Source organism: Pseudomonas kilonensis, from assembly GCF_001269885.1.
GTDB classification, from domain to species: domain Bacteria; phylum Pseudomonadota; class Gammaproteobacteria; order Pseudomonadales; family Pseudomonadaceae; genus Aquipseudomonas; species Aquipseudomonas kilonensis.
Genome location: NZ_LHVH01000026.1, coordinates 133,114 through 158,577, shown reverse-complemented (window position 1 = coordinate 158,577; position 25,464 = coordinate 133,114). Strand labels below are relative to the sequence as shown.

At 62.3% G+C, this 25,464-nt stretch carries 24 protein-coding genes; 17 read left to right on the top strand and 7 right to left on the bottom strand.

Features of this window, described 5'->3' with window-relative positions:
* Positions 1-1,200: 1,200 nt before the first annotated feature.
* From AD662_RS20525 to AD662_RS20510, 4 genes are all read right to left on the bottom strand, one after another.
* Positions 1,201-1,470 carry a DUF3613 domain-containing protein gene (locus tag AD662_RS20525; protein WP_018604132.1) on the bottom strand — a complete coding sequence of 90 codons (270 nt, stop codon included), beginning with the start codon at positions 1,468-1,470 and terminating at the stop codon, positions 1,201-1,203.
* Positions 1,471-1,492: 22 nt separating this feature from the next.
* Positions 1,493-2,206 carry a tetratricopeptide repeat protein gene (locus AD662_RS20520; protein ID WP_053181003.1) on the bottom strand — a complete coding sequence of 238 codons (714 nt, stop codon included), beginning with the start codon at positions 2,204-2,206 and terminating at the stop codon, positions 1,493-1,495.
* 56 nt (positions 2,207-2,262) lie between these two features.
* Complete coding sequence (locus tag AD662_RS20515) at positions 2,263-3,486, bottom strand: type II and III secretion system protein family protein (protein WP_018604128.1); 1,224 nt, start codon at positions 3,484-3,486, stop codon at positions 2,263-2,265.
* 478 nt (positions 3,487-3,964) lie between these two features.
* On the bottom strand, positions 3,965-4,591 hold the full coding sequence (locus tag AD662_RS20510) for a serine-tRNA(Ala) deacylase AlaX (RefSeq protein WP_053189640.1): 627 nt from the start codon (positions 4,589-4,591) through the stop codon (positions 3,965-3,967).
* Between the two features lie 90 nt (positions 4,592-4,681).
* Between AD662_RS20510 and AD662_RS20505 the strand changes: the two genes are divergently transcribed.
* The gene (locus AD662_RS20505) at positions 4,682-5,680 is read left to right on the top strand and encodes a LysR family transcriptional regulator (RefSeq protein ID WP_053189639.1); all 999 of its coding nucleotides are present in this window, start codon (positions 4,682-4,684) and stop codon (positions 5,678-5,680) included.
* Between the two features lie 573 nt (positions 5,681-6,253).
* Here the strand turns inward: AD662_RS20505 and AD662_RS20500 are convergent.
* Together AD662_RS20500 and AD662_RS20495 are read right to left on the bottom strand one after the other, a co-directional pair.
* Positions 6,254-6,661, bottom strand: coding sequence for a PA2817 family protein (locus tag AD662_RS20500; RefSeq protein ID WP_018604120.1), 408 nt, complete (start codon positions 6,659-6,661; stop codon positions 6,254-6,256).
* A 130-nt stretch (positions 6,662-6,791) separates the two neighbouring features.
* Entirely contained in the window at positions 6,792-9,239 is a 2,448-nt protein-coding gene (locus AD662_RS20495) for an acyl-CoA dehydrogenase (RefSeq protein WP_053189638.1), read from the bottom strand.
* Positions 9,240-9,653: 414 nt separating this feature from the next.
* Between AD662_RS20495 and AD662_RS20490 the strand changes: the two genes are divergently transcribed.
* The 4 genes from AD662_RS20490 (at position 9,654) to AD662_RS20475 (ending at position 12,832) form a co-directional block, all read left to right on the top strand.
* On the top strand, positions 9,654-10,313 hold the full coding sequence (locus tag AD662_RS20490; protein ID WP_053189637.1) for a transglutaminase-like domain-containing protein: 660 nt from the start codon (positions 9,654-9,656) through the stop codon (positions 10,311-10,313).
* Positions 10,314-10,357: 44 nt separating this feature from the next.
* On the top strand, positions 10,358-10,981 hold the full coding sequence (locus tag AD662_RS20485; RefSeq protein WP_053189646.1) for a glutathione S-transferase family protein: 624 nt from the start codon (positions 10,358-10,360) through the stop codon (positions 10,979-10,981).
* A 136-nt stretch (positions 10,982-11,117) separates the two neighbouring features.
* Positions 11,118-12,050, top strand: a complete 933-nt coding sequence (locus AD662_RS20480) for an ABC transporter ATP-binding protein (protein WP_024616890.1) — start codon at positions 11,118-11,120, stop codon at positions 12,048-12,050.
* A gap of 2 nt (positions 12,051-12,052) precedes the next feature.
* The gene (locus AD662_RS20475) at positions 12,053-12,832 is read left to right on the top strand and encodes an ABC transporter permease (protein WP_024616891.1); all 780 of its coding nucleotides are present in this window, start codon (positions 12,053-12,055) and stop codon (positions 12,830-12,832) included.
* A 168-nt stretch (positions 12,833-13,000) separates the two neighbouring features.
* Here the strand turns inward: AD662_RS20475 and AD662_RS20470 are convergent, their stop codons facing one another.
* Entirely contained in the window at positions 13,001-13,516 is a 516-nt protein-coding gene (locus tag AD662_RS20470; RefSeq protein WP_033062539.1) for a DUF2062 domain-containing protein, read from the bottom strand.
* A 144-nt stretch (positions 13,517-13,660) separates the two neighbouring features.
* Between AD662_RS20470 and AD662_RS20465 the strand changes: the two genes are divergently transcribed.
* The 12 genes from AD662_RS20465 to AD662_RS20410 all read left to right on the top strand — a co-directional run bounded on the left by AD662_RS20465 (position 13,661) and on the right by AD662_RS20410 (position 25,153).
* Entirely contained in the window at positions 13,661-15,907 is a 2,247-nt protein-coding gene (locus AD662_RS20465; RefSeq protein ID WP_053189636.1) for a DNA internalization-related competence protein ComEC/Rec2, read from the top strand.
* 95 nt (positions 15,908-16,002) lie between these two features.
* The gene (locus AD662_RS20460; RefSeq protein WP_024616893.1) at positions 16,003-16,638 is read left to right on the top strand and encodes a MotA/TolQ/ExbB proton channel family protein; all 636 of its coding nucleotides are present in this window, start codon (positions 16,003-16,005) and stop codon (positions 16,636-16,638) included.
* Positions 16,635-17,063 carry an ExbD/TolR family protein gene (locus AD662_RS20455; RefSeq protein ID WP_024616894.1) on the top strand — a complete coding sequence of 143 codons (429 nt, stop codon included), beginning with the start codon at positions 16,635-16,637 and terminating at the stop codon, positions 17,061-17,063. The genes AD662_RS20460 and AD662_RS20455 overlap by 4 nt, the downstream gene beginning before the upstream one ends.
* Complete coding sequence (gene lpxK, locus AD662_RS20450) at positions 17,063-18,073, top strand: tetraacyldisaccharide 4'-kinase (RefSeq protein WP_053189635.1); 1,011 nt, start codon at positions 17,063-17,065, stop codon at positions 18,071-18,073. Before AD662_RS20455 ends, lpxK begins: the two co-directional genes overlap by 1 nt.
* 23 nt (positions 18,074-18,096) lie before the next feature.
* Positions 18,097-18,282 (top strand): Trm112 family protein, encoded by a 186-nt coding sequence (locus AD662_RS20445; RefSeq protein ID WP_003179363.1) that lies wholly within the window; start codon positions 18,097-18,099, stop codon positions 18,280-18,282.
* The gene (gene kdsB, locus AD662_RS20440) at positions 18,279-19,043 is read left to right on the top strand and encodes a 3-deoxy-manno-octulosonate cytidylyltransferase (protein ID WP_053189634.1); all 765 of its coding nucleotides are present in this window, start codon (positions 18,279-18,281) and stop codon (positions 19,041-19,043) included. Before AD662_RS20445 ends, kdsB begins: the two co-directional genes overlap by 4 nt.
* Positions 19,043-19,507, top strand: coding sequence for a low molecular weight protein-tyrosine-phosphatase (locus AD662_RS20435; protein ID WP_014339516.1), 465 nt, complete (start codon positions 19,043-19,045; stop codon positions 19,505-19,507). Before kdsB ends, AD662_RS20435 begins: the two co-directional genes overlap by 1 nt.
* The gene (murB, locus tag AD662_RS20430; RefSeq protein ID WP_053189633.1) at positions 19,504-20,523 is read left to right on the top strand and encodes a UDP-N-acetylmuramate dehydrogenase; all 1,020 of its coding nucleotides are present in this window, start codon (positions 19,504-19,506) and stop codon (positions 20,521-20,523) included. The genes AD662_RS20435 and murB overlap by 4 nt, the downstream gene beginning before the upstream one ends.
* A gap of 265 nt (positions 20,524-20,788) precedes the next feature.
* Positions 20,789-21,259 (top strand): (2Fe-2S)-binding protein, encoded by a 471-nt coding sequence (locus tag AD662_RS20425; protein ID WP_046063676.1) that lies wholly within the window; start codon positions 20,789-20,791, stop codon positions 21,257-21,259.
* Positions 21,256-23,571, top strand: coding sequence for a xanthine dehydrogenase family protein molybdopterin-binding subunit (locus tag AD662_RS20420; RefSeq protein ID WP_053189632.1), 2,316 nt, complete (start codon positions 21,256-21,258; stop codon positions 23,569-23,571). Before AD662_RS20425 ends, AD662_RS20420 begins: the two co-directional genes overlap by 4 nt.
* The gene (locus tag AD662_RS20415) at positions 23,571-24,542 is read left to right on the top strand and encodes an XdhC family protein (RefSeq protein ID WP_053180968.1); all 972 of its coding nucleotides are present in this window, start codon (positions 23,571-23,573) and stop codon (positions 24,540-24,542) included. Before AD662_RS20420 ends, AD662_RS20415 begins: the two co-directional genes overlap by 1 nt.
* Positions 24,543-24,562: 20 nt before the next feature.
* A complete protein-coding gene (locus AD662_RS20410; RefSeq protein ID WP_053189631.1) occupies positions 24,563-25,153 on the top strand; it encodes a nucleotidyltransferase family protein in 591 nt (196 codons plus the stop codon).
* Positions 25,154-25,464 lie beyond the last annotated feature (311 nt).

Genomic DNA, 25,464 nt, shown 5'->3' with positions numbered 1-25,464 from the left:
GTGCCTCGCCTAGGCTCGGCATGCCCTCACTCCGGCATTGCTCCGTGGGCCCGCCGCGAAGGGCCATCCATGGCCCAGCGCGGCTACCTCGGCATCCATGCCGAGGTGCCCACTGCGCAATGCCTGCGTTCGGCCATCGTGGTTAACGGGGCGCCGAGATCAACGTCCACCGCGAGGCGGCCTAGTAGCCGACCTGGCTCTCCCGGTTGTACACCTCATCAGATCTGTGGGGACCATCAGATATGTGGGAGCAAAGCTTGCTCGCGAGGCGGCCTAGTAGCCGACCTGGCTCTCCCGGTTGTACACCTCATCAGATCTGTGGGGACCATCAGATATGTGGGAGCAAAGCTTGCTCGCGAGGCGGCCTRGTAGCCGACCTGGCTCTCCCGGTTGTACACCTCATCAGATCTGTGGGGACCATCAGATATGTGGGAGCAAAGCTTGCTCGCGAGGCGGCCTAGTAGCCGACCTGGCTCTCCCGGTTGTACACCTCATCAGATCTGTGGGGACCATCAGATATGTGGGAGCAAAGCTTGCTCGCGAGGCGGCCTAGTAGCCGACCTGGCTCTCCCGGTTGTACACCTCATCAGATCTGTGGGGACCATCAGATATGTGGGAGCAAAGCTTGCTCGCGAGGCGGCCTAGTAGCCGACCTGGCTCTCCCGGTTGTACACCTCATCAGATCTGTGGGAACCATCAGATATGTGGGAGCAAAGCTTGCTCGCGAGGCGGCCTAGTAGCCGACCTGGCTCTCCCGGTTGTACACCTCATCAGATCTGTGGGGACCATCAGATATGTGGGAGCAAAGCTTGCTCGCGAGGCGGCCTGACAGCCGACCTGGCTCTCCCGGTCGTACCCCGATCCAATTAATGTGGGAGCGAGCTTGCTCGCGATAGCGGTGGGTCAGTTTGCATGGATGTTGGATATGAAGGCCCCTTCGCGAGCAAGCTCGCTCCCACAGGTGATCTTGGGTGTTCATGGGTCTTGTGTTCACCCCAGGCCCATTGTGGGAGCGAGCCTGCTCGCGATAGCGGTGTGACAGTCAATGAAGGTGCTGAGTGTGCGACCGACATCGCGAGCAAGCTTGCTCCCCCAGGTTTTTTCGGCGGTCAGCCAAAAGACCGCAGCCCCCGGCAGTTCCTACATCGGATCAAATGTAGGCGCTGTCGAGGGCTGCGGTCTTTTCGTTTCCAGCGTGCTTCATTTGCTGCTGGTGATTTCTCCTGCCGAGTCCTGGTCAAAGAATTCCGGGATCGGGTAGTTGAAGCTGTTGAGCCAACGCTGCATGGCCATCTCGCGTTCGGCGGCAGAGGCGGTTTGCAGGTTGGTGGAGGCCACTACGCCGCGAATCTGCAGTTGCATCCAGCTCTCGGTGCCTTGCTGTGCTGGCGAAGAGGGGCCAGGCTCAATGGCCCAGGCGCCGCTGGAAAGGCTCACCATGCACACGATCATCAATTGTTTGGTCATCATTTCTTGAACTCCTCGTAACGCTCTACTTGACCGCGCCGGTTGAAGCATCGACGACCTCGGTCAGGCGGTTGGCGGGCGACTTCACTGCGTTAGGAGCCGAACCCCTGATTTTTTCCGCACGGGCTTGGGCATCTGCCACTTGCTGGGGGCTCAGCTTGGCCATGTTGGCGAGCTCGGCGGCCTGCTTCCAGTTGTCCTGGTAGATCAGCAGGGTCACCATGTTGAGCGCGGCCAGCGTGTCTGACTGCTGGAGCTCCATGGCGGTCATGAACTCGAAACGGGCTTCTGAAACGCGTCGTTGATTGAGGTAGACAACCCCCAGGTCATTGCGGATCTTGCCGTCGGTCGGGGCCATTTTCGCTGCGCGTTCGAGGTATTGGGTGGCGGCGGCATTGTCATTTTTGGCAGCCGCCAACTGGCCAAGGCCATGTTCACCGTCTGCGGCCAGGCACGTCCCGAGCAGGCTTTGGTACAACGGAGTGGCCTCGTTGCGCCCCATCAGGCGCAGCACCCGGGCCTTGCGCAGACGGACCTGGACCAAGTCCTCAGGCAAGCGTTCGAGGTTCGCCAGGCTGGCGTACAAACGACCCTCGTTGGCCATGTCTTCCGCCATGTTCAAGGCTAGCTCCTGGTCGGCCCCGGGCTTGGCGCAATCGGCCGAGCGAGAAACCACCACGCCATTGCTGGCACAACCAGCGAGCATCAAGGTTGCCGCTAATGCGATCACTGCTTTCATTGAATACCCCTTGGCAAACCGTTGGACACCGGACGCCTTGCACATCAGGCGCCGGCTCATTGGGAAAGCCCGCTGCGGTTGTCAAACTCGCCATGTTCAAGGAAGTACATGCGGTAGAAATTCGGGTCGTAATTGCGCAGCTGTTCACCCGGCAAGGTCGGCAGTTGCGCGTCGGCCGCCAACGGTTGGACCAGGTGCGGTGTGACGATCATCAGCAGTTCGCGCTCTTCGCGGTTGATGGAATTGTCACGAAAGAACGCGCCGAGAATCGGCACATCGCCCAGCCCAGGAAACTTGTTTACCTGGGAGCTGTTGCGGGTGCTGATCAGGCCACTGATGACAAAACTTTCGCCATCGGCCAGGGCGATGCTGGTATCGGTACGGCGCACCGTGAGTGCTGGCACCAATGTCCCGGCGATGTTCACCGCGTTGGTGAAATCCAGCTCACTGACTTCCGGTGCCACCTTCAAGACGATGCGATTCTTGCCGATGACGGTGGGGGTCAGGGTCAGGCGAATACCGAACTCCTTGTACTCGATGGACACGTTGTCGCTGCCGGCACTGGGCACCGGGATCGGCACTTCGCCCCCGGCCAGGAAACTCGCGCTCTGCCCGCTGAGGGCCACCAGGCTCGGCCGCGCCAGGGTATAGGCAAAACCGCTGCCTTCCAGGGCGTTGATCATCAACAGGGTCTTACCGGTGGCGAAAGACAGGTTGAACATGTCGTTGTTGACCGGCAATGAAGGCCGGACAACACCGCCGATGGTGGGCAAGGTCCTTGGTGAGCCGAACAGGAAATTGCCACGGCTGCCGAAAATCGACGTCGAGGCTTCCTTGAGCTTGGTCCGGCTGACTTCGACGAAACGAATGTCAGTCTGCACCTGGGCGAGCAGCATCGGGTCTTCGGAAGGCATGTTCGCAGCGCCCGTCAGCGCCTCAGTGGCCCGGCCTTTGACAAACACCATGCTCTGGCGCGGTATCTTCGAACAGTCGGTCCAGACCATCAGGCTGGTGGCGCCGGGCGCCAGGCCTGTGAGGATGAAGGCATCGCTGCCACTGGGCTGCACATCGGCAATTTTCGGGTCGCCGACTGCCAACTTCGTCACGGGGGCGAGGATGCGCAGTTCGCTCTGGAGCCCTTGGCCGACCTCGAAGGTTGCCGGCAAACTGTCCAGTTGCGAACAGTTTGCCGCTGCGGCCTGGGCCGCCTCCAAGCCAAGACCCATCCAGAACAGGCCATGAATGAAATGTTTTAAAACGGGTGCAGTGCGCTGGGTCATGAAGTGATCCTCGATGAAGAGACCATCCCTAGGCTTAACTATTTGCCTCGGATCACTTAAGAGGCCCGGGCTGCCCCTTTCCATCTCGCCTGACCGTTCATTGATGCCGGTTTCAGGCCTCGTCGCTATAAGCAAACGGGCGCATTTCACCGGCCTGACTGAACGACAGGCTGCTTGCAAACAACGTTTCGGTACCCGGGATCTCCGGGATTTTCGAAGGCAGTGACGGTGTCGATCAAGTCGCTTCAGGAGCGTTTTACCGACCCCGTCCTTGCTTCTGTTTGACGGTAGTTCAAGCATGGCAAAGCGCCACGCCAGGAATCAAAAAAATGACTAAAAAGTGACGGAAGGAAAAAGTTCGCTCAAGCAGGCGTCAATAATTTGTCTTTTTGTGTTGTGAAGGGGGATTCGCAGGAGCAAATCTGTCTGCGGGAGGCGAGGCCTGCGAGCCATTCCTGGTCGCAGGGGCTGGCGGATATCAGGTCAAGTGGTAGTGCACTGACAGTGTTCCTTTCTTTTGCGAAAGCGAGGTGATGGTGACAGCGCCAAGTTCCTGCAGGCGCGGCACGTGAGTGCCACCGCAACCGTAGGCGGCCAGTTCACCGAAACCGACTTCGCGCAGGCCTTCGCGTAACGTGATCAGGCGCGGCAGGTCGTCGGCAATCCATTCGTCGATGCCTTGCTGAATGATCGAGATGTCCAGTTCCTTAGGATTTTCCCCCGGCTGGAACTGCACGCGGCTTTCGCCGGGCCAATGATGGGCCTTGATCGGCGTCCAGCCACGGGTCTCGGCGAAATGGCCGATCAGGTGCCCAGCCGAATGCAGGCGCGCATTCAACTGTCGGCGCTGCGCCTCCACGCGGATCTCAGCCATGCCCAAGGCCACCGGGCAGTCGACGTAATGAACGATTTGTGGCCCATCCTGGACCACGCGCAGCACTTGGCTTTCACCGATCCATCCGGTGTCGCAGGGCTGCCCGCCACCCTGGGGGTGGAACAGGGTGGCGTGCAGCACCACGGCAAACTCATGTTCCCGGGGGCTGCAATCCAGGACTTCCACGTTGGCCTTGAGGTCATCGCTATGGAAAAAGAGGCGAAGCGTCATGTGCCATATCCACATCAGAAATTGTGACGGGATTATAGGGAGGGCGTAAAAGGGTGATAATCCGTTCAAATTTCAAAGGACTGTTGCGCCATGAGCACAAATCTACCGTTGCCGTTGCTGGCCGAAATGGCCATCTTCGTCAAGGTCGTGGAGACCGGCAGCTTCTCCGAGGCGGCCCGCCAGTCAGGCTCATCCCCGTCGGCCATCAGCCGCAGTATTTCTCGCCTGGAGAAAGCCCTGGCGACCCGCTTGCTGCAACGCACCACCCGCAAGTTGCGTTTGAGCGATGGCGGGGAAGAGGTGTTCAAGCGCTGTCAGGAAATGGTCGCCGCCGCTCGGTCGGTGATGGAAATCAGTGGGCAGTTCACTCAGGAGGCTGAAGGCCGCATCCGCGTCAGCGTGCCCAAGGCGGTGGGGCGTTTCGTGATTCATCCGCACATGCCCGAATTCTTGCGTCGTTATCCGAAGGTCGATGTGGAGTTGTTTCTGGAAGATCGGCAGGTTGACCTGATCGACGATCATGTCGACCTGGCCATCCGGATTACCGATCAACCTCCGGTCGGGCTGGTGGGGCGTCAGTTGCTGACCATTGATCACCTGCTCTGCGCCACGCCGCAATACCTGGCCGAACACGGTACGCCCACGCATCCTCACGACCTGTTGGAACACAGCTGCATTTACCTGGGGGCAACCCCGAACGATGCGCGCTGGAAATTCAAGAAAGGCAGCAAGCCCGTCACTGTCGGCGTGCATGGGCGCTACGCGGCCAATCACACGGGCGTGCGGTTGGGGGCCGTCTTGCAGCACATCGGCATTGGCAGCCTGCCGTACTTCACCGCCCGTCATGCCTTGGAACAAGGCTTGATCGTGCAGGTATTGGCCGACTGGACGTTCCTGGCTTCCTACCACGGTGGCTTGTGGTTGCTGCATTCACCGACCCGCTACCTGCCGCCCAAGCTGCGGGTGTTCATTGATTATCTGGTGGCGTGCCTGGAGAAGGAGCCGACCTTGAGCACGGTGGGCGGCGAGAGTGGCCCCAGCAAGGTCGCGCCAGGTTATGAGTTGCCGGAGAGTGATGGGTTGTTTTGACCGGCCCCATCGCGAGCAAGCTCGCTCCCACAGAAGCCGCTGCGTACATGAATTTTATGATCAACCACAAACCAGTGGGGAGCTTGCTCGCGATGGCGGGGTGTCAGTCGACATGGATTTTGTTGACCAGGTACATATCCGTTGCTGCGGTAACGGCTACTTAGGGTTCCGCCCTTACGGCGGCTCACTTTTTTCAGACGCCAAAAAAGTAAGCAAAAAAGGCTTGCCCCACCACTCGGTGCCTCGCCTAGGCTCGGCATGCCCTCTCTCCGGCATTGCTCCGTGGGCCCGCCGCGAAGGGCCATCCATGGCCCAGCGCGGCTATCCCGGCATCCATGCCGGGTTGCCCACTCCACAATGCCTGCGTTCGGCCATCGTGGTTAACGGGGCCTCCAGATCAAAAGCAAAAGTGAGGCGGCCTGATAGCCGACCTGGCTCTTGCGGTCGTATACCCTTCCGATCTGTGGGAGCAAAGCTTGCTCGCGATGAGGCCCGTCCAGGCGACACACGTTGGCTAGGCAAAAAAAAAGCCCGCCGGGTTAACCGTGCGGGCCTTTGCATGACGGATCGCAATCAGTGCTTGCTGTCCTGCTCCGACATCGCCAGCAATTGTTTTTCCTGGTTCCAGTCGAAAGGCTCGTCGTTTTGCTCGGCTTCGAAACGACGCTCCTCCAGGGCCTGGTACAGGGCGATTTCTTCGTCGGGCATGTAGTGCAGGCAGTCGCCGGCGAAGTACCAGAGCAGGTCGCGAGGCACCAGGTGGGCGATCTGTGGATAACGGACGATCACCTGGCAGAGGAGGTCCTGGCCCAGGTACTGGCTTTCGATCGGGTCGACGGGCAGTTGCGCGCGCAACTCGTCGAAGCGCTCCAGAAACAGGGCATGGCTTTCTTCGGGCACCTGTTCGGCCTCACCCACGGCGACCAGGATGCTGCGCAAGTGGTCAAGCAAGACAAGGTGATCGGCAACGACATTGGACACGAGATAAGTCCTCAAGAGCAAAACGGGCGCAGGAGTATAAAGCCCTTGCGCCTGCTTTTATAGGTGAAGAGCTATAGGTGACCAGCTATAGGTGACCAGCTATAGGTGACGGCGTACCTCGCCGTCACGATCAACGGACCTTGTCCTGCGCCAGCGTCAACTCCTCCTTATCGAAGTCATCCACATCGATGACCTTGCGCCGCGCCGCCTCGGCCGCGCGTAAGGTCTGCGCTTCACCGGCTTGCAGCACACCCGCTTCCAGGGCCGCGTCGATGAGGGGCTCGCCCGGCGCCGGGTTGAGCTGACCCTGCTTGAGCGCGACGTGCAGTTTCTTGTGCAGCGGATGGGCGGCGGCCAGCAGGTCGGCGGCGTGTTGCAGGGCGCCCACCGGGTCGTCGATCGATTGCGGGCGATAGCAGCCCTGCAGCAACTCTTCGAGGGTCGGGTCACCCTTGGGCCGGCCGATGACCGCCGCCACCTCGGCGTCGAGTTTGTCGCTCGGGCCCTTGTGACGACGACCGAAGGGGAACACCACCAGCCGCAACAGGCAACCCAGCACCCGGTTCGGAAAGTTGCTCAGCAGTTCATCCAGCGCACGCTCCGACTGGCCCAGGCTTTCCTCCATGGCCCAGGTGAACAGCGGCTTCATGTGGTCCGGCGAGTCCAGGTCGTGATAGCGCTTGAGCGCGGCGGACGCCAGGTACAGGTTGCTCAAGACGTCGCCCAGGCGGGCCGACAAGCGTTCACGGCGTTTGAGTTCACCCCCCAGCAGCATCATGCTCAAGTCCGCCAGCAGGGCAAATGCCGCTGCCTGCCGGTTGAGGGCGCGGAAATATCCCTGGCTCAAGGCATTGCCGGGGGCCTTCTCGAAATGCCCCAGGCCCAGGTTGAGCACCAGGGTGCTGGCGGCGTTACTCACGGCAAAACCAATGTGCTTGAGCAACAAGGCGTCGAACTCGACCAGCGCCTGGTCCTTGTCTTCACGGCTTGCCAGGGCCATTTCCTTGAGCACGAACGGATGGCAGCGAATGGCGCCCTGGCCAAAGATCATCAGGTTGCGCGACAGGATGTTCGCGCCTTCGACCGTGATGAAGATCGGCGCACCTTGCCAGCTGCGACCCAGGTAATTGTTCGGGCCCATGATGATGCCCTTGCCGCCATGCACGTCCATGGCGTGGCTGATGCATTCGCGGCCGCGTTCGGTCAGGTGGTACTTGAGAATGGCCGACAGCACCGAAGGCTTTTCCCCCAGGTCTACCGCGTTGGCGGTCAGCATGCGTGCAGCATCCATCATCCAGGCGTTGCCACCGATGCGCGCCATGGCCTCCTGGATACCTTCGAACGCCGACAACGGTACATTGAATTGCTCGCGCACCTGGGCGTACTGGCCCGTTACCAGGCTGGTGAACTTCGCGGCACCGGTGCCCACCGCCGGCAGGGAAATCGAGCGCCCGACCGACAGGCAGTTCATCAGCATCATCCAGCCCTTGCCGAGCATGTCCTGGCCGCCAATGAGGAAGTCCAGCGGGATGAATACGTCCTTGCCCCAGTTCGGCCCATTCATGAACGCGGCGCCAAGGGGCAGGTGACGGCGGCCGATATGCACGCCAGGGGTGTCGGTGGGAATCAAGGCGAGGCTGATGCCCAGGTCTTCTTCCTCACCTAGCAGGTGGTCGGGGTCATACGCCTTGAAGGCCAGGCCGAGGAGGGTGGCCACCGGGCCAAGGGTGATGTAGCGCTTTTCCCAGTTCAGGCGCAGGCCCAATGTTTCCTGGCCTTCCCATTCACCCTTGCAGATGATGCCGGTGTCGGGCATCGCCCCGGCGTCGGAGCCGGCCAACGGCCCGGTCAGGGCGAAGCAGGGAATGTCGTCGCCACGGGCCAGTCGCGGCAGGTAATGGTCGCGTTGTTCATCGGTGCCATAGTGCAGCAGCAGTTCTGCCGGGCCGAGGGAGTTGGGGACCATCACGGTGGAGGCCAGGTCGCCGCTGCGCGTGGCCAGTTTCATCGCCACCTGGGAGTGGGCATAGGCGGAGAACCCCTTGCCGCCGTATTCCTTGGGAATGATCAGCGCGAAGAACCCGTGCTCCTTTATATGAGCCCAGGCTTCCGGCGGCAGGTCCATGGCCTGGCCGATCTGCCAGTCGCTGACCATTGCGCAGAGGGCTTCGGTGGGGCCGTCGAGGAACGCCTGCTCTTCCTCGGTCAGTTGCACCTTGGGGTAGGCCAGCAGCAAGTCCCAATCCGGGCGACCGCTAAACAGTTCGCCGTCCCACCACACCGTGCCGGCATCGATGGCGTCGCGCTCGGTCTCGGACATGGGCGGCAGGGTTTTCTGGAACCAGTCGAACATCGGCGCGCTGAAATACTTGCGGCGCAGGTCCGGTAGCAGCAGCGGGGCCGCGACGGCGGCGAGTACCACCCAGAGGATCAGCAGCAGCCAGCCGGGCGCATGGCTGAAAATGCCCATGGCCAACAGATAGACCGAGACGATCCCCAGCGCGGGCAGCGGGTCGGTGCGCCGGTGCGCCAGCCAGGCGATCCCGACGACCAGGACCAGTATCCACAACAACAGCATATGTAATCCTCCGTGAACCAAGGCAAAACCGACCTTCAGAGCTTAGACGGCATCTGCAAAACCGGCGGTCAGCGCGATGTGATTGATTTCGTGGGAAACCCTGGGTGCATTGCGCCAGTCTGGTTGGCAACAGCCGTGGGAAATCGTTCGTTAACAAGGTGAGAAAACGCCATTGTTTGGCCGGAATGCCGTTATCGCTGGCCGGGGGCTGCGGATAAACTCGAGGCAAGCCCCCCGTAGGAGCTGCCGAAGGCTGCGATCTTTTGATCTTGCTCTTTGATCTTGCTCTGTCGGTCTTTCGCTCAGGATGCAATTGTCTGGGGAAAGATCGCAGCCTCGTTGCACTCGACAGCTCCTACACAGCTCCTACATAGCTCCTACGGGTGGTGATGTTTTTTGAGAGGTCTTCCTTTTATGCAGCAATACCTGAACCCCGGCCCCTTCATCGACAGCGATCACCCTGCGGTCATCGCGTTCACCGAAACCCACCGTGGCACCGACCGCGACCCGCTGGCCCAGGCGGTCAGCCTGTATTACGCCGTGCGCGAGGCGGTGCGCTACAACCCCTATACCTTCAGTCGCGACCCGGCGACCCTGCGCGGCAGCTACGCGCTGGCCGCAGGCGAAAGTTACTGCGTGCCCAAGGCTACCTTGCTGGCCGGCTGCGCCCGGCATTGCGGCATCCCGGCGCGCATCGGCCTGGCGGATGTGCGCAATCACCTGTCTACGCCGCGCCTGCTGGAATTGCTCAAGAGCGACGTGTTCGCCATGCACGGTTATACCGAGCTGTACCTGAACGACCGCTGGGTCAAGGCCACGCCGGCATTCAACCAGGGGCTGTGCGAGTTGTTCGACGTGGCCCCGCTGGAATTCGACGGTCGCCACGACAGCGTTTTCCACCCGTTCAATCGACAAGGGGCAAAGCTGATGGAGTACGTTACCGACCACGGCCCATTCGCCGATGTGCCCGAGGCGTTCTTCTTCGAACACCTGGAGAAATGCTACCCGCACCTGTTCGGCGAGCAGGTGCCACTCTTGCTCGGCGACATGCAGGGCGATTTGAGTCGTGCCTGATCCGGCGTATGCTGCTGCGGCATTTATCCATCGAGGACGCCGTGATGCTGAAGATATGGGGCCGGAAAAATTCATCGAATGTGCGCAAGGCGTTGTGGTGCGCAGAAGAGTTGGCGCTGGCCTACGAGGCCATTGATGCGGGCGGGGCATTCGGTGTGGTGGATACGCCCGAGTACCGTGCGAAAAACCCCAATGGCCGAGTCCCGATGATCGAGGATGACGGCTTCGTGCTCTGGGAATCCAACACCATCGTGCGTTACCTGGCAGCTCGCCATGCGTCGGGTTCGGCCTGGTATCCCGCTGACGTACAGGCACGGGCCCAGGCTGAAAAGTGGATGGACTGGACCACTTCCAGTTTTGCCGCACCGTTTCGCACCGTGTTCTGGGGCGTCTTGCGCACCCCGACCGAGCAACAGGACTGGGCGGCCATCAACGCGGCGATCAAGGAGTGCAACGACTTGCTGGCGATGGTCGAGCAGACCTTGAGTGAGCAGCCCTACCTGTCGGGTAATGAAATCGGCATGGGTGACATTCCCCTGGGCAGTTTCATTTATGCCTGGTTCGAGATGCCCATCCAGCGCGCCGAGCTGCCCGCTGTGCAGGCCTGGTACGCGCGGTTGCAGGAGCGTGCGGCCTACCGCAAGGCTGTCATGAGCGCGTTGACTTAATACTTACTATCGACACACTTGACTGTACTTGTGCGGCGACGCCAAGCACCATTGCCTTCGTGCGCCGTGGTTGTATTGCTCGCCGCCCGCCCTTATCTATTCTTTTCTTCCCTCCCTTCTTGGTGCGTAATCCGATATGAGTTCCGCTCTGTCCATCCGGCAGCTAACCAAAACCTACGGCAACGGTTTCCAGGCCTTGAGTGGTATCGATCTGGACGTCGCCGAAGGTGACTTTTTTGCCTTGCTCGGCCCCAATGGCGCCGGCAAATCCACCACCATTGGTATTCTTTCCACGCTGGTGAACAAGACCAGCGGCACGGTGAACATCTTCGGTCATGACCTGGACCGCGAGCCCGCCGCTCTCAAGCGTTGCATCGGCGTGGTGCCCCAGGAATTCAACTTCAACCAGTTCGAAAAGACCTTCGACATCGTTGTGACCCAGGCGGGTTACTATGGCATCCCGCCGAAGATCGCCAACGAGCGCGCCGAGCAGTACCTGACCCAACTGGGCCTGTGGGACAAGCGCGATGTGCCGTCCCGTTCACTGTCCGGCGGCATGAAGCGGCGCCTGATGATTGCCCGCGCGCTGGTGCATGAGCCGCGCCTGCTGATCCTCGACGAACCGACCGCCGGCGTGGACATCGAACTGCGTCGTTCGATGTGGAGTTTCCTGACCGAGCTGAACCAGAAAGGCATCACCATCATCCTCACCACCCATTACCTGGAAGAGGCTGAGCAGTTGTGCCGCAACATCGGCATCATCGACCACGGCACCATCGTCGAGAACACCAGCATGCGCCAGTTGCTCAGCCAACTGCATGTGGAAACCTTCCTGCTGGATTTGAAAAATGATCTGCAAGTGGTCCCGCAGCTCATTGGCTATCCGGCTCGCCTGGTGGACAGTCACACCCTGGAAGTCCAGGTGGACAAAGCCGTGGGTATCACCGGGCTGTTCGCCCAGTTGGCCCTGCAGAACATTGAAGTGCAGAGCCTGCGCAACAAAACCAATCGCCTCGAGGAGTTGTTCGTGTCCCTGGTGGAGAAAAATCTGGCGAAGGTGGCGGTATGAGCATGAGTTCCGAGCTGCGCCCCAACCTCATCGCCCTCAATACCATCGTTTACCGTGAGGTTCGGCGCTTCATGCGGATCTGGCCGCAGACGCTGCTGCCACCGGCCATCACCATGGTCTTGTACTTCGTGATCTTCGGTAACCTGATCGGCCGGCAGATCGGCGATATGGGCGGCTTCACGTACATGGACTACATCGTGCCGGGGCTGATCATGATGTCCGTGATCACCAACTCCTACGGCAACGTGGTGTCGAGCTTCTTCGGCAGCAAATTCCAGCGCTCGATCGAAGAGCTGATGGTCTCGCCGGTGTCGCCCCATACGATCCTCATCGGCTATACCCTGGGCGGTGTGCTGCGCGGCCTGGCGGTGGGCCTGATCGTGACCCTGCTGTCGTTGTTCTTCACCGATTTGCAGGTGCATCACCTGGGGGTAACGGTATTGGTGGTGGTGTTCACGGCCACGATCTTTTCGCTGCTGGGTTTCATCAACGCCGTGTTTGCGCGCAACTTCGATGACATCTCCATCATCCCGACATTCGTGCTCACGCCGCTGACCTACCTGGGCGGGGTGTTCTACTCGATCTCCTTGCTGCCACCGTTCTGGCAGACCGTGTCCCTGGCCAACCCGGTGCTGCACATGGTCAACGCCTTTCGCTACGGCATCCTCGGGGTATCGGACATCAAGATCAGCATCGCGATTACCTTCATGCTGGTGGCGACCGTGGTGCTTTACCTCGGTTGCGCGCGGTTGCTGGTCAGCGGGCGCGGGATGCGTACCTGACAAGACCGCGTCGCCTTCTTCGCGAGCAAGCCCGCTCCCACACTCGATATTCAGTGAACGCAAGATTAGCGTTCGACATAGATCAGTGTGGGAGCGGGCTTGCTCGCGAAGAGGCCAGTAAGAACACCACAAAAAAAGGCCTCCATTCCCAGGAGGCCTTTTTGCATCTCACATCCGGCTTTTCTTGCGCCGCCTCCACTGTCGGGCTACCCACCAGCGCCAGTAACTCATGGTGACGAAGTAGGCGAGGGCGCCGAGTACCAGGCCGGTTACAACCGAACCGAGCAGGAACGGCTGCCACAAGGTGGACAGTTGGCCGCTGATCCATTCCCAGGTCAGTTCTTCGGGCAGTGTCCGGGCGGGCACGTCCATCAGCCAGGCGCCGGTCTGATAAGTGCAGAAGAACACCGCCGGCATGGTGATCGGATTGGTCAGCCACACCAGGCTCACCGCAATCGGCATGTTGCCGCGCACCGTGATGGCCAGTGCGGCGGCCAGCAGCATTTGCAACGGGATCGGCAAGAACGCGGCAAACAGACCGACGGCCATTGCCCGGGCCACAGAGTGTCGATTGAGGTGCCAAAGGTTGGGGTCGTGCAGCAGGGTGCCGAGAAAACGTAAGGATTTATGTTCCCGAATGCTCTCTGGGTCTGGCATGTAACGTTTGAATAGGCGCCGGGGCATAAGGCTTCTCGGTCGGTTCAACGCAGTAAGGCCGCAAGTATGTCTGGATTCTACGGCTGACAGATTCAGACTTTGTGACAATTGATAACGCCAGCGGTGCCGCTGACCGTCTATGCCTGAACAGGGCACTCTCAAGGACGGGTTATGCGCACAGGATTAGTCGCGTTTGCACTGGGGCTGTTGGCCCCGATTTTTTTACCGGCACTGCCGCCGCTGTGGCTGATTGCAGTCATGCCGGTGCTGGCGCTGATGGCGTTGCCGTTTCGAAGCTACCCGCTGGGTTTTTTCCTGTTCGGGCTGGCCTGGGCCTGCCTGTCGGCGCAGTGTGCGCTGGACGATCGGTTGCCCGCCGCGCTCGACGGCGAAACCCGCTGGGTCGAGGGGCGCGTCGTCGGTTTGCCGCAACAGGGCGATGGCGTGGTGCGCTTCGAACTGGCCGATGCCCATTCACGTCGTACCCGATTACCGACAACGCTGCGCCTCGCCTGGTTCGGTGGCCCGCCCATCAATAGCGGCGAACGCTGGCGATTGGCGGTGAAGCTCAAACGGCCCGCCGGGCTGCTGAACCCACACGGCTTCGACTATGCCGCCTGGTTGTTGAGCCGAGGTATCGGCGCGACCGGTACGATCAAGGACGGTCGTCTCCTGCAAGCGGCCCGGGGCGCCTGGCGCGACGAGGTGCGCCAGGCGCTGGCACAGGTCGATGCCCACGGCCGCTCCGGTGCGCTGGCGGCGCTGGTCCTGGGCGACGGCGGTGGGCTGAGTCGCGAGGATTGGCAGGTGCTGCAAGACACCGGCACCGTCCACTTGCTGGTGATCTCCGGGCAACACATCGGCTTGCTCGCCGGCCTGGTGTACCTGTTGGTGGCCGGTGCGGCGCGTTATGGCCTGTGGCCGGTCGGTCTGGCCTGGTTGCCTTGGGCCTGTGCGCTGGCCTTCTGCGCCGCCCTGGGCTACGGCTTGCTCGCCGGCTTCGAGGTGCCGGTGCGGCGAGCCTGCGCGATGATCGGCCTGGTGCTGTTGTGGCGCTTGCGTTTCAAACAGCCAGATCCGTGGTGGGCCTGGCTGCTGGCCTTCGTCGGGGTGCTGGTGTTCGACCCGCTTGCCAGCCTGCGGCCGGGGTTCTGGTTGTCGTTTGCGGCCGTCGCCATCTTGATGTTCACCTTTGGCGGCCGCCTGGGGCCGTGGCGCTGGTGGCAAACCTGGACCCGTGCCCAGTGGCTGGTCGCGGTCGGCCTGTGTCCGTTGTTGTTGATCGTAGGCTTGCCGGTCAGCCTCAGCGGGCCGCTGGTGAACCTGGTCGCGGTGCCCTGGATCAGCCTGTTGGTCTTGCCGCCGGCGTTGCTCGGCACGGCGTTGTTGCCGGTGCCGCTCTTGGGCGAAGGCCTGTTGTGGATCGCTGGCGGGCTGCTTGATCTGCTGTTCAAGGGGCTGACGCTGGTTGCCGGACGAATGCCGGCCTGGGTCCCTGCTGCGGTCCCGCCCTGGGTCTTGGCTATCGCGGCCTTCGGTGCTTTTTTGCTGCTGCTACCCAAAGGTGTGCCGCTACGTGTACTGGGGTGGCCAATGGTGTTGCTGATGGTGTTTCCACCGCGAGAGCACCTGCCCCAACGGCACGCCGAGATCTGGCAACTGGACGTGGGACAAGGGCTGGCGGTGCTGGTACGGACCCGGCATCACAGCCTGCTTTACGACGCCGGGCCGCGCTTTGGCGAAGCTGATGTGGGCGAACGCGTCGTATTGCCGACGTTGCGCAAACTGGGGGTGCGCGATTTGGACCTGATGCTGCTCAGCCATGCCGACGCCGATCACGCTGGTGGGGCCCGCGCCGTGCGCAATGGGCTGCCGACGATGGAAGTCATCAGCGGCGATCCCGACGCGCTGCCCGCCGAGCTGCTGGCCGGACCTTGTGAAAGCGGTCGGCGTTGGGAATGGGACGGGGTCAGGTTCGAGCTGTGGCGGTGGGCCTCTGCCGTTGAAAGCAACCAGAAGTCCTGCGTCCTGCTGGTGGAGGCCGGCGGCGAACGCCTGCTGCTGACTGGCGATATCGACACCCATGCCGAGCGGGCCTTGCTCGACGAGTCCCTGGCGGTGCCGATCCAGTGGCTGGCCGCGCCGCATCACGGTAGCCGCAGTTCGTCGTCGATGGCGTTGCTGTCACGTCTCCAGCCGCATTCGGTATTGATCTCCCGAGGGCAGGGCAACGCGTTCGGCCACCCTCATCCCCAGGTGATGGCCCGGTATCGACGCTCGGGCCTGGCGGTCTACGACAGCGCCGAGCAGGGCGCCATTCGTCTGCAACTGGGGGCTTTCGAGCTGCCGCGCACCGAGGCCGGGCACCGCCGCTACTGGCGCGATCCGCCAGCCGTCGGGCCACCGGGGCAATATTGACCCAGCGCAACCGGGTGATGCGCTTATCGGTGGGGCGGGTCTGCAAGGCGAGTCTGTGTGATAAAGTGGCGCACTTTTTCGAGGGGGCAGTCACTGTGTGGGAATTGGTCAAATCCGGCGGCTGGATGATGTTGCCGATCATTCTGAGTTCCATCGCGGCACTGGGTATCGTTGCCGAACGCCTGTGGACCCTGCGGGCCAGCCGCGTGACCCCGGAGCATCTGCTCGGGCAGGTCTGGGTCTGGATCAAGGACAAGCAGCTGAACAAGGACAAGCTCAAGGAGCTGCGAGCCAGTTCACCGCTGGGGGAAGTCCTCGCCGCCGGCCTGGCGAACTCCAAGCATGGTCGCGAGATCATGAAGGAGTGCATCGAGGAAGCTGCCGCCCGGGTCATCCATGAGCTGGAGCGCTACATCAATACCCTGGGCACTATCGCCGCCATGTCCCCGCTGCTGGGCCTGCTGGGTACGGTGCTGGGCATGATCGACATCTTCAGTGCGTTTACCGGCTCCGGCATGACCACTAACGCCGCGGTACTGGCAGGGGGCATTTCCAAGGCCCTGATCACCACCGCCGCCGGCCTGATGGTGGGTATTCCGGCCGTGTTCTTCCATCGGTTCCTGCAACGCCGCGTCGACGAGTTGGTGGTGGGCATGGAGCAGGAAGCGATCAAGCTGGTCGAGGTGGTGCAAGGTGACCGTGACGTGGACCTGGCTGGGGGCAAGAAGTGAAATTCCGCCGCAAGCCACGGGAAAACATCGAGATCAACCTCGCGTCGCTGATCGACGTGGTGTTCATCCTGCTGCTGTTTTTCGTCGTGACCACCACGTTCACCCGGGAAACCCAGCTCAAGGTTGAATTACCGCAGGCCATCAGCGGCTCGCCGGCTGAAGACCAGCAACTGAAGAACCTGGAAATCACCATCAGCGCCGAAGGGGCGTTCTCGGTGAATAACCAATTGCTGCCCAAGAGCGACCTGGCGAGCCTGATCGAGGCCCTGCAGAAAGAGTCTGGCGGCGACACCAACCTGCCGCTGTCCATCAGCGCCGACGGCAAGACCCCTCATCAATCAGTGATTACCGCCATGGACGCGGCCGGCAAGCTCGGTTTCAGCCATCTGCGCATGACCACGGTCGAGGCGGCCCCCGCACCCTGATGGCCATGTCCGATCGATTGCTTGCCGCGTGGTACGAAGGCCACCCGGCCCTGACCCTGCTGCGGCCGCTGGAGTGGTTGTACCGCCGGGTGGTGGTGGGCAAGCGCGAGCGTTTCCTGGCGGGTGAGGGCCAGATCTACCAGCCCCCCGTGCCGTTGGTGGTGGTCGGCAATATTACGGTTGGCGGTACCGGCAAGACGCCGTTGATCCTGTGGATGATCCAGCACTGCCAGCGCAGTGGCCTGCGGGTCGGGGTGGTCAGCCGGGGTTACGGCGCCAAGCCGCCGCAACTGCCTTGGCGGGTAACGGCCGAGCAGGGCGCCGACGTCGCGGGTGATGAACCGCTGTTGATCGTCCAGCGCACCGGTGTGCCGTTGATGATCGACCCCGATCGCAGTCGCGCGGTCCAGGCGCTGCTGGAGGCCGAACCGCTGGACCTGATACTGTCCGACGACGGCATGCAGCATTATCGAATGGCCCGGGACCTTGAACTGGTGCTGATCGACAACGCCCGCGGCCTGGGCAACCGCCGTTGCCTGCCCGCCGGGCCGTTGCGCGAGCCGGTCGAGCGCCTGCAATCGGTCGACGCCGTGCTATACAACGGCGCCAGTGCCGACCGCGAAGACGGCTTTGCCTTCCAATTGCGCCCCACCGAGCTGGTGAACCTGGTCAGCGGCGAACGGCGCCCCCTCGACCATTTTCCACCCGGCCAGGCCCTGCATGCCGTGGCCGGCATCGGCAATCCCCAGCGTTTCTTCAAGACCCTCGAAACGCTACACTGGCGGCCAATACCGCACTGGTTTGCCGACCACGCCGAATACAGTGCCCAGGCCTTGAATTTCACGCCATCGCTGCCGGTGGTCATGACGGAAAAAGACGCGGTCAAATGCCGTGCCTTCGCCGCCTCCGACTGGTGGTACCTGGCGGTAGACGCCGCGCCGTCACCGGCCTTCGCGGCCTGGTTCGATACGCAGTTGATGCGCCTGTTGCCGGATCGGCTCTTGTCTTAAAACCTTTTATCCAGGGGAATTCCATGGACACCAAACTGCTCGACATTCTGGCCTGCCCGGTCTGCAAAGGCCCGCTCAAGCTCAGCGCCGACAAGACCGAACTGATCAGCAAGGGCGCCGGCCTGGCCTACCCGATTCGCGACGGCATCCCGGTGATGCTCGAAAGCGAAGCCCGCACCCTGACCACCGACGAGCGCCTGGATAAATGACCGCAGCCTTTACCGTTGTCATTCCGTCGCGTTTCGCTTCGACGCGGCTGCCCGGCAAGCCGTTGCTGTCGATTGCCGGCAAGCCGATGATCCAGCACGTCTGGGAGCAGGCTTGCAAAAGCAGCGCCCAGCGAGTGGTGGTGGCGACTGACGATGCGCGCATCGTCGAGGCCTGCAAAGGCTTTGGCGCCGAAGTCGTCCTGACCCGTGAAGACCATAATTCCGGCACTGACCGCCTGGCGGAGGTCGCGGCGAAACTCGGTCTTGCCGCCGACGCGATCGTCGTCAATGTGCAAGGTGACGAGCCGTTGATCCCGCCGAGCGTGATCGATCAGGTCGCCGCCAACCTCGCGGCCCACACCGAGGCGCGCATGGCCACCCTGGCCGAGCCGATCGAGGATGTGCAGACGCTGTTCAACCCCAACGTGGTCAAGGTGGTCAGCGACCTCAATGGCCTGGCGTTGACCTTCAGTCGCGCGACGTTGCCCTGGGCGCGGGACGCATTCGCCCAAAGCCGTGACGTGATGCCGGAAGGCGTGCCATACCGCCGCCACATCGGCATCTATGCCTACCGCGCCGGCTTCCTCCAGGACTTCGTCGCCTGGGGCCCGTGCTGGCTGGAAAACACTGAAGCCCTGGAACAGCTGCGTGCCCTGTGGCACGGCGTGCGGATCCACGTCGCCGATGCGCTGATCGCCCCGCCGACCGGTGTCGACACCGCCGAAGACCTCGAGCGCGTTCGTCGCCTGCTGGAGGCTTGATGCGGGTCCTGTTCGTCTGCCTCGGCAACATCTGCCGCTCGCCCACCGCCGAAGGCATCCTGCGCCACAAGTTGCGTGAGGCCGGGCTGGCCGGCCAGGTGGAAGTCGCTTCCGCCGGCACTGGTGACTGGCACGTCGGCAAGGCTCCTGACAAGCGCAGCCAGGCGGCGGCCCTGAAGCGTGGCTACGACTTGTCGGCCCAACGCGCGCAACAGGTGACCCGCGCTGATTTCGCCGCCTATGACCTGATCCTGGCGATGGACAGCAGCAATCTGCGTAATCTCAAGGCCCTGCAACCGGCCAATGGCAGGGCCGAGCTGGACCTGTTCCTGCGGCGCTACGAAGCCGAGCTCGACGATGTGCCGGACCCGTACTACGACGGCGAACAAGGCTTCGAGCAAGTGCTGGACCTGATCGAGCGCGCTACCGATCGCCTGGTGATCGAATTGAAGGGGCGGTTATGACCTTGCAGGTGCGGGCGGGCGTCAGCCTCAAGCCCTTCAACAGTTTCGGTGTGGACGTCAGCGCCCGGCTGTTCGCCGAAGCCCACAGCGATGGCGATGTTCGCCAGGCGCTGTCCTATGCCACCGAGCATGCCGTGCCATTGTTGGTCATCGGCGGCGGCAGCAACCTGCTGCTGACCGGCGACATCGACGCGCTGGTGCTGCGCATGGCCAGCCACGGTATTCGCCTGCTCAGCGATGACGGCGAACGCGTAGTGGTCGAAGCCGAAGCAGGGGAGCCGTGGCACCCGTTCGTCCAGCACACACTGGCGCAGGGCTGGTCCGGGTTGGAGAACCTCAGCCTGATCCCCGGCACTGTGGGCGCGGCACCGATGCAAAACATCGGCGCCTACGGTGTGGAGATCAAGGACGTCTTCGCCGGCCTCACCGCGCTGGATCGCCAGACCGGTGAACTGCGCGATTTCAGCCTTGAAGACTGTCGGTTCGCTTATCGTGACAGCCTGTTCAAACAGCAAGCGGGTCGCTGGTTGATCCTGCGGGTGCGTTTTGCCCTCAGCCGCGCCGCGCACTTGCATCTGGAGTACGGTCCGGTTCGCCAGCGATTGACCGAGCAGGGCATCGAGCAGGCAACACCCACCGATGTGAGCCGGGCCATTTGCAGCATCCGCAGCGAAAAACTCCCGGACCCGGCGGTGCTGGGCAATGCCGGCAGCTTCTTCAAGAACCCGCTGGTGCCGGCCACGCATGTGGCGCACTTAAAGCTGCAATACCCTGACCTGGTGGCTTATCCACAGCCTGAAGGGCAGATGAAAATCGCTGCCGGCTGGCTGATCGAACGGGCCGGCTGGAAGGGCTTTCGCGAAGGTGATGCCGGGGTGCACAAGTTGCAGGCGTTGGTGCTGGTCAACTACGGCAACGCCACGGGCCCGCAACTTCTGGACCTGGCCCTGCGCATCCAGAAAGACATTGCCGAACGTTTCCAGGTCGAGCTGGAAATGGAACCCAATCGGTACTGAGCGACTTTCACGCAAGCGCCTGAAAAACGCTCTGCACACCCTGCACACAAGCATTTGTGCAGGATTGTGCAGGGCGTTTTGCGTGATCCTGGGTTAATTTAGCCTCCTAACGATGCGACCATCGCATCCTAAAGGCCCGATGCAGACGCCTGCGTGCGCCGGCATAAGAGAGCCCGATCAGCCTGAGTCAGTCTGCGACAACCGAACCGTCAACCCGGCGGCAGATTGCTCGACCCCATAACTCGATCACTATGCGGGCGTGCCCATGATTACCCTGAAACTCAATGGAAAAGACCATCAACTGGATGTGACAGAGGACATGCCGCTGCTGTGGGCTATCCGGGATGTGGCCGGTTACAACGGCACCAAATTCGGCTGCGGCATGGGCCTGTGCGGCGCCTGCACCATCCACATCGACGGCGCCCCGGCGCGCAGTTGCATCACGCCCATCGGCTCGGTGAAGGGGCAGGACATCAGCACCATCGACGGGCTGCACACTGACCCGGTCGGGCAGGTCGTCCAGAAGGCCTGGCTCGAGACTGCCGTGGCCCAGTGCGGTTACTGCCAGGGCGGGCAGATCATGTCCGCCACCGCTTTGCTCAAGACCAACCCCAACCCCAGCGATGAGCAGATCGAAGAAGCCATGGTCGGCAACCTTTGCCGCTGCGGCACCTACAACCGGATCAAGACCGCGATCCGCCAAGCCTCCACCCACCTGAAGGAGGCCAAGGCATGAGCCGCTTGCCCGATGATTTCGTGCTGAGCAACCTCAGCCGCCGTGGCTTCCTCAAGGGCGCGAGCGCCACCGGTGTGCTGGTGCTGGCGGCCACTTGGGGCCTGCCGGAGGCCTTTGCCGAGGAAAAGAAATTCGGCGCCGAGGGCATGCCCCATGGCGCGGTCGACGACCCGAAGGTGTACGTCAGCATTGCCGCCGATGGCAGCGTGACCGTGATCTGCAACCGTTCGGAAATGGGCCAGGGTGTGCGCACCAGCCTGAGCATGGTCGTGGCCGATGAGCTGGAGGCCGACTGGGCGCGTGTGAAGGTGCAACAGGCGCCGGCCGATGAGGCGCGCTTCGGCAACCAGGACACCGACGGCTCGCGCAGCATGCGTCATTGGTACGAGCCGATGCGCCGTTGCGGTGCCGCTGCGCGGACCCTGCTGGAACTGGCCGCCGCTGCGCAGTGGAAGGTGCCGGTGAGTGAATGCCGTGCGCAACTGCACAAAGTGCTGCACCAGCCTTCGGGGCGTGAACTGGGCTATGGCGAGTTGGCCGCTGCTGCCAGTACCTTGCCGGTGCCGGGGCGTGACAGCTTGCGCCTCAAGTCGCCTTCGGAGTTCCGCTACATCGGCAAGGAGGCGAGCCGGGCCATCGATGGCGCAGACATCGTCAACGGTCGTGCCGTGTTTGGTGCCGATGTGCATTTCGACGGCATGCTCTACGCCGTCATCGCGCGTCCGCCGGTCTATGGTGGCAAGGTCAAGAGCGTGGACAGCAGCGCGGCGCTCAAGGTACCGGGCGTGGTCAAGGTGGTGCAGATCGAAGGGCGCCCGCTGCCCTCGGAATTCCAGCCGTTGGGCGGCGTGGCGGTGGTGGCGAAGAACACCTGGGCGGCGATCAAGGGCCGCGAAGCGTTGAAAATCCAATGGGACGATGGCCCGAATGCCGGTTATGACTCCATTGCCTATCGCAAGGAGCTGGAAGCGGCGGCCCTCAAGCCCGGAAAAGTCGTGCGCAGCAGCGGCGATCTCGACGACGCGCTGGCCAAGGCTGATTCGACGTTGGAAGCATCGTATTACTTGCCGCACCTGTCCCAATCACCGATGGAGCCGATGGTTGCCGTTGCCCGGTTCAAGGACGGCCACTGCGAGGCCTGGGCACCGAGCCAGGCCCCGCAGGTGACCCGTGAACGTGTCGCTGAACGCCTGGGCATTCCTTTCGAGAAGGTCACGGTGAACATCACGTTGCTGGGCGGCGGTTTCGGACGCAAGTCCAAACCCGACTTTGTCGTCGAAGCGGCCGTGCTCGCCAAGGAATTTCCCGGCCAGGCTGTACGGGTGCAATGGACCCGCGAGGACGACATCCATCATTCGTATTTCCACACCGTGTCGGCCGAATACCTCAAGGCCGGCCTGAACCAGGACGGTATGCCGTCCGGCTGGTTGCACCGCACCGTAGCGCCGAGCATCACCGCACTGTTTGCGCCGGGCATGACCCACGAGGCGCCGTTCGAAATAGGCATGGGCGTGACCAACATGGCCTATGCCATCCCGAACCTGCGCTTGGAGAATCCCGAAGCGGTGGCCCATGCCCGGGTGGGTTGGTATCGCTCGGTGTCGAACATCCCCCACGGTTTCGCGATCCAGAGTTTCATCGATGAATTGGCCCACAAGGCCGGCCAGGATCCGCTGAAGTACCAGGTCAAATTGCTCGGGCCGGACCGTAAGATCGATCCGCGTACCTTGAGCGAAGAATGGAACTATGGCGAATCCCCCGAGCGTTATCCGATTGATACCGCGCGGATTCGCACGGTGCTGGAAACCGCTGCCAAGGCCGCCGGTTGGGGGCGGGAGCTGCCCAAGGGCCGTGGTCTGGGGTTGGCGGTGCACTACAGCTTCGTCACTTACGTGGCGGCGGTGATCGAAGTGGAGGTCAAGGACGACGGCACGGTGATCGTGCACAAGGCGGACATCGCCGTGGATTGCGGCCCGCAGATCAACCCCGAACGCATCCGCTCCCAGTTCGAAGGCGCCTGCGTCATGGGCCTGGGCAATGCCATGGTCGGTGAAATCAGCTTCAAGGACGGCAAGGTGCAGCAGGACAATTTCCATATGTACGAAGTGGCGCGCATGTCCCTGGCGCCCAAGGAAGTGGCGGTGCATCTGGTCACGCCGCCAGGTGAGGTGCCGTTGGGCGGTGTTGGCGAGCCAGGCGTGCCGCCGATTGCGCCGGCGCTGTGCAACGCGATTTTCGCCGCCACCGGTAAGCGTATTCGTAGCCTGCCCGTGCGCTATCAGCTGCAGGGCTGGCAGCAGGCGAAGGCCTGATGGACAGCGTTGATCTGAACGTCCTGCGCAGCGTGCTTGAGTGGCGCCGCGCCGGGCAGCGGGTGGTGCTGTTCACTGTGGTCCAGACCTGGGGCACCGCGCCAAGGCCGCCGGGGGCGATGCTGGCCCTGCGCGAAGATGGCGTGGTGATTGGTTCGGTGTCGGGCGGTTGTGTCGAGGATGACCTGATCGCTCGGCTGCACGACGGTCGCATTCCGGCGGACGGTCCGCCGGTGCAACTGATCACCTATGGCGTCACCCGCGAAGAGGCGGCGCGCTTCGGCCTGCCGTGCGGTGGCACCCTGCGTCTGACCGAAGAGCGGGTGGGCGACCCACACTGGGTCGCGCAATTGCTGGAACGCTGCGAGGCCCATGAAATCGTCGCCCGTGAGCTGACAGTCGCCAGCGGCAACGTGGTCCTGACCCGGGCCAGCAAGACCGACGCCCTGGTGTTCGATGGGCAGGTCCTGCGGGCCATATACGGTCCGCGTTGGCGGCTGCTGCTGATCGGCGCCGGGCAACTGTCGCGCTACGTGGCGGAAATGGCCCGGTTGCTGGACTTCGAAGTGCTGATCTGCGATCCGCGCAAGGAGTTTGTCTATGGTTGGGAAGAGCAGCACGGCCGCTTCGTCTCGGGGATGCCCGACGAAGCGGTGTTGAGCATCCAGACCGACGAGCGCACCGCCATTGTGGCCTTGACCCATGACCCACGCCTGGACGACATGGCGCTGCTCACGGCCCTGGATTCCAAGGCTTTTTATGTCGGCGCCCTGGGCTCGCGAGTCAACAGCCAGAAGCGTCGGGATAACCTGGCTCAGCTAGGCTTGTCAGCAGAGGCCATTGAACGCTTGCATGGCCCCATCGGCTTGCACATCGGCAGCCACACCCCGGCGGAAATCGCCTTGTCGCTGCTGGCCGAAATCGTGGCCATCAAGAATGGCGTTGAACTGCGGCAGAAAAAGTCGCTGTAAGCCGTGGGCAAGGAGGGCGTATGAGCGAGTCGATTGGCGTGATCATTCTGGCGGCCGGATCGGGCAGCCGTTTCCGCCGGATTGCAGGCCCGGACAAGGATAAATTGCTGGCTGATTGCACCGGGCGTGACGGTGCCGTGCGGTCGGTGATCGAGCAGGTGCTGGTGAATCTGCCAGCCGCCCTGGAAAAGCGCGTGCTGGTGACGAGCAAGGAGCGGCCGCAAGCCATTCGCATGGCCCAGGCCTATGGCTGCGATTTCGTGGAACTGGACTCACCCGGCCTGGGCGACAGCATTGCCGCAGGCGTCCAGGCCTGCCCGGATCTTGATGGCTGGCTGATGGTGTTGGGCGACATGCCCTTTATCCTGCCGTCGAGCATCGAACAGGTGGTGGCAGGGATCCGTGCGGATGGCATCAGTGTGCCGGTCCTTGCGGGTGAGTACGGGCATCCGGTGGGGTTCGGTCGTGGGTTTGGGCCGAAACTGATGGCATTGACCGGCGATCGGGGGGCCAAGGTATTGTTTGCCGGGGCGCAAGTGGTCGAAGTGCCGGTGGATGACCCAGGCGTGACCTGGGATGTCGATGTGCCAGAGGCACTGGCCTTTAAATAACAAACGACGCCGAACCCTGTGTGGGAGCGAGCTTGCTCGCGAAAGCGGTCTGACATTCACTATCGATGCAAGCTGACCCGGCGCCATCGCGAGCAAGCTCGGCTCCCACATTGGATCTTCAGCGGTGCATAAATCTTGTACCCGACCCCAGTCCCTTGTGGGAGCGGGCTTGCTCGCGATAGCGGCCTGGCATTCAGCATTGAGGCAAGCTGACCCACCGCCATCGCGAGCAAGCTCGGCTCCCACATTGGATCTTCAGTGGTGCATAAATCTTGTACCCGACCCCAGTCCCCTGTGGGAGCGAGCTTGCT

Coding starts and splice junctions, on each gene's coding strand:
- AD662_RS20525 (WP_018604132.1), bottom strand. CDS start 1,470: ATGATGACCAAACAATTGATGATCGTGTGCATGGTGAGCCTTTCCAGC.
- AD662_RS20520 (WP_053181003.1), bottom strand. CDS start 2,206: ATGAAAGCAGTGATCGCATTAGCGGCAACCTTGATGCTCGCTGGTTGT.
- AD662_RS20515 (WP_018604128.1), bottom strand. CDS start 3,486: ATGACCCAGCGCACTGCACCCGTTTTAAAACATTTCATTCATGGCCTG.
- AD662_RS20510 (WP_053189640.1), bottom strand. CDS start 4,591: ATGACGCTTCGCCTCTTTTTCCATAGCGATGACCTCAAGGCCAACGTG.
- AD662_RS20505 (WP_053189639.1), top strand. CDS start 4,682: ATGAGCACAAATCTACCGTTGCCGTTGCTGGCCGAAATGGCCATCTTC.
- AD662_RS20495 (WP_053189638.1), bottom strand. CDS start 9,239: ATGCTGTTGTTGTGGATACTGGTCCTGGTCGTCGGGATCGCCTGGCTG.
- AD662_RS20490 (WP_053189637.1), top strand. CDS start 9,654: ATGCAGCAATACCTGAACCCCGGCCCCTTCATCGACAGCGATCACCCT.
- AD662_RS20485 (WP_053189646.1), top strand. CDS start 10,358: ATGCTGAAGATATGGGGCCGGAAAAATTCATCGAATGTGCGCAAGGCG.
- AD662_RS20480 (WP_024616890.1), top strand. CDS start 11,118: ATGAGTTCCGCTCTGTCCATCCGGCAGCTAACCAAAACCTACGGCAAC.
- AD662_RS20475 (WP_024616891.1), top strand. CDS start 12,053: ATGAGTTCCGAGCTGCGCCCCAACCTCATCGCCCTCAATACCATCGTT.
- AD662_RS20470 (WP_033062539.1), bottom strand. CDS start 13,516: ATGCCCCGGCGCCTATTCAAACGTTACATGCCAGACCCAGAGAGCATT.
- AD662_RS20465 (WP_053189636.1), top strand. CDS start 13,661: ATGCGCACAGGATTAGTCGCGTTTGCACTGGGGCTGTTGGCCCCGATT.
- lpxK (WP_053189635.1), top strand. CDS start 17,063: ATGGCCATGTCCGATCGATTGCTTGCCGCGTGGTACGAAGGCCACCCG.
- AD662_RS20445 (WP_003179363.1), top strand. CDS start 18,097: ATGGACACCAAACTGCTCGACATTCTGGCCTGCCCGGTCTGCAAAGGC.
- kdsB (WP_053189634.1), top strand. CDS start 18,279: ATGACCGCAGCCTTTACCGTTGTCATTCCGTCGCGTTTCGCTTCGACG.
- AD662_RS20435 (WP_014339516.1), top strand. CDS start 19,043: ATGCGGGTCCTGTTCGTCTGCCTCGGCAACATCTGCCGCTCGCCCACC.
- murB (WP_053189633.1), top strand. CDS start 19,504: ATGACCTTGCAGGTGCGGGCGGGCGTCAGCCTCAAGCCCTTCAACAGT.
- AD662_RS20425 (WP_046063676.1), top strand. CDS start 20,789: ATGATTACCCTGAAACTCAATGGAAAAGACCATCAACTGGATGTGACA.
- AD662_RS20420 (WP_053189632.1), top strand. CDS start 21,256: ATGAGCCGCTTGCCCGATGATTTCGTGCTGAGCAACCTCAGCCGCCGT.
- AD662_RS20415 (WP_053180968.1), top strand. CDS start 23,571: ATGGACAGCGTTGATCTGAACGTCCTGCGCAGCGTGCTTGAGTGGCGC.
- AD662_RS20410 (WP_053189631.1), top strand. CDS start 24,563: ATGAGCGAGTCGATTGGCGTGATCATTCTGGCGGCCGGATCGGGCAGC.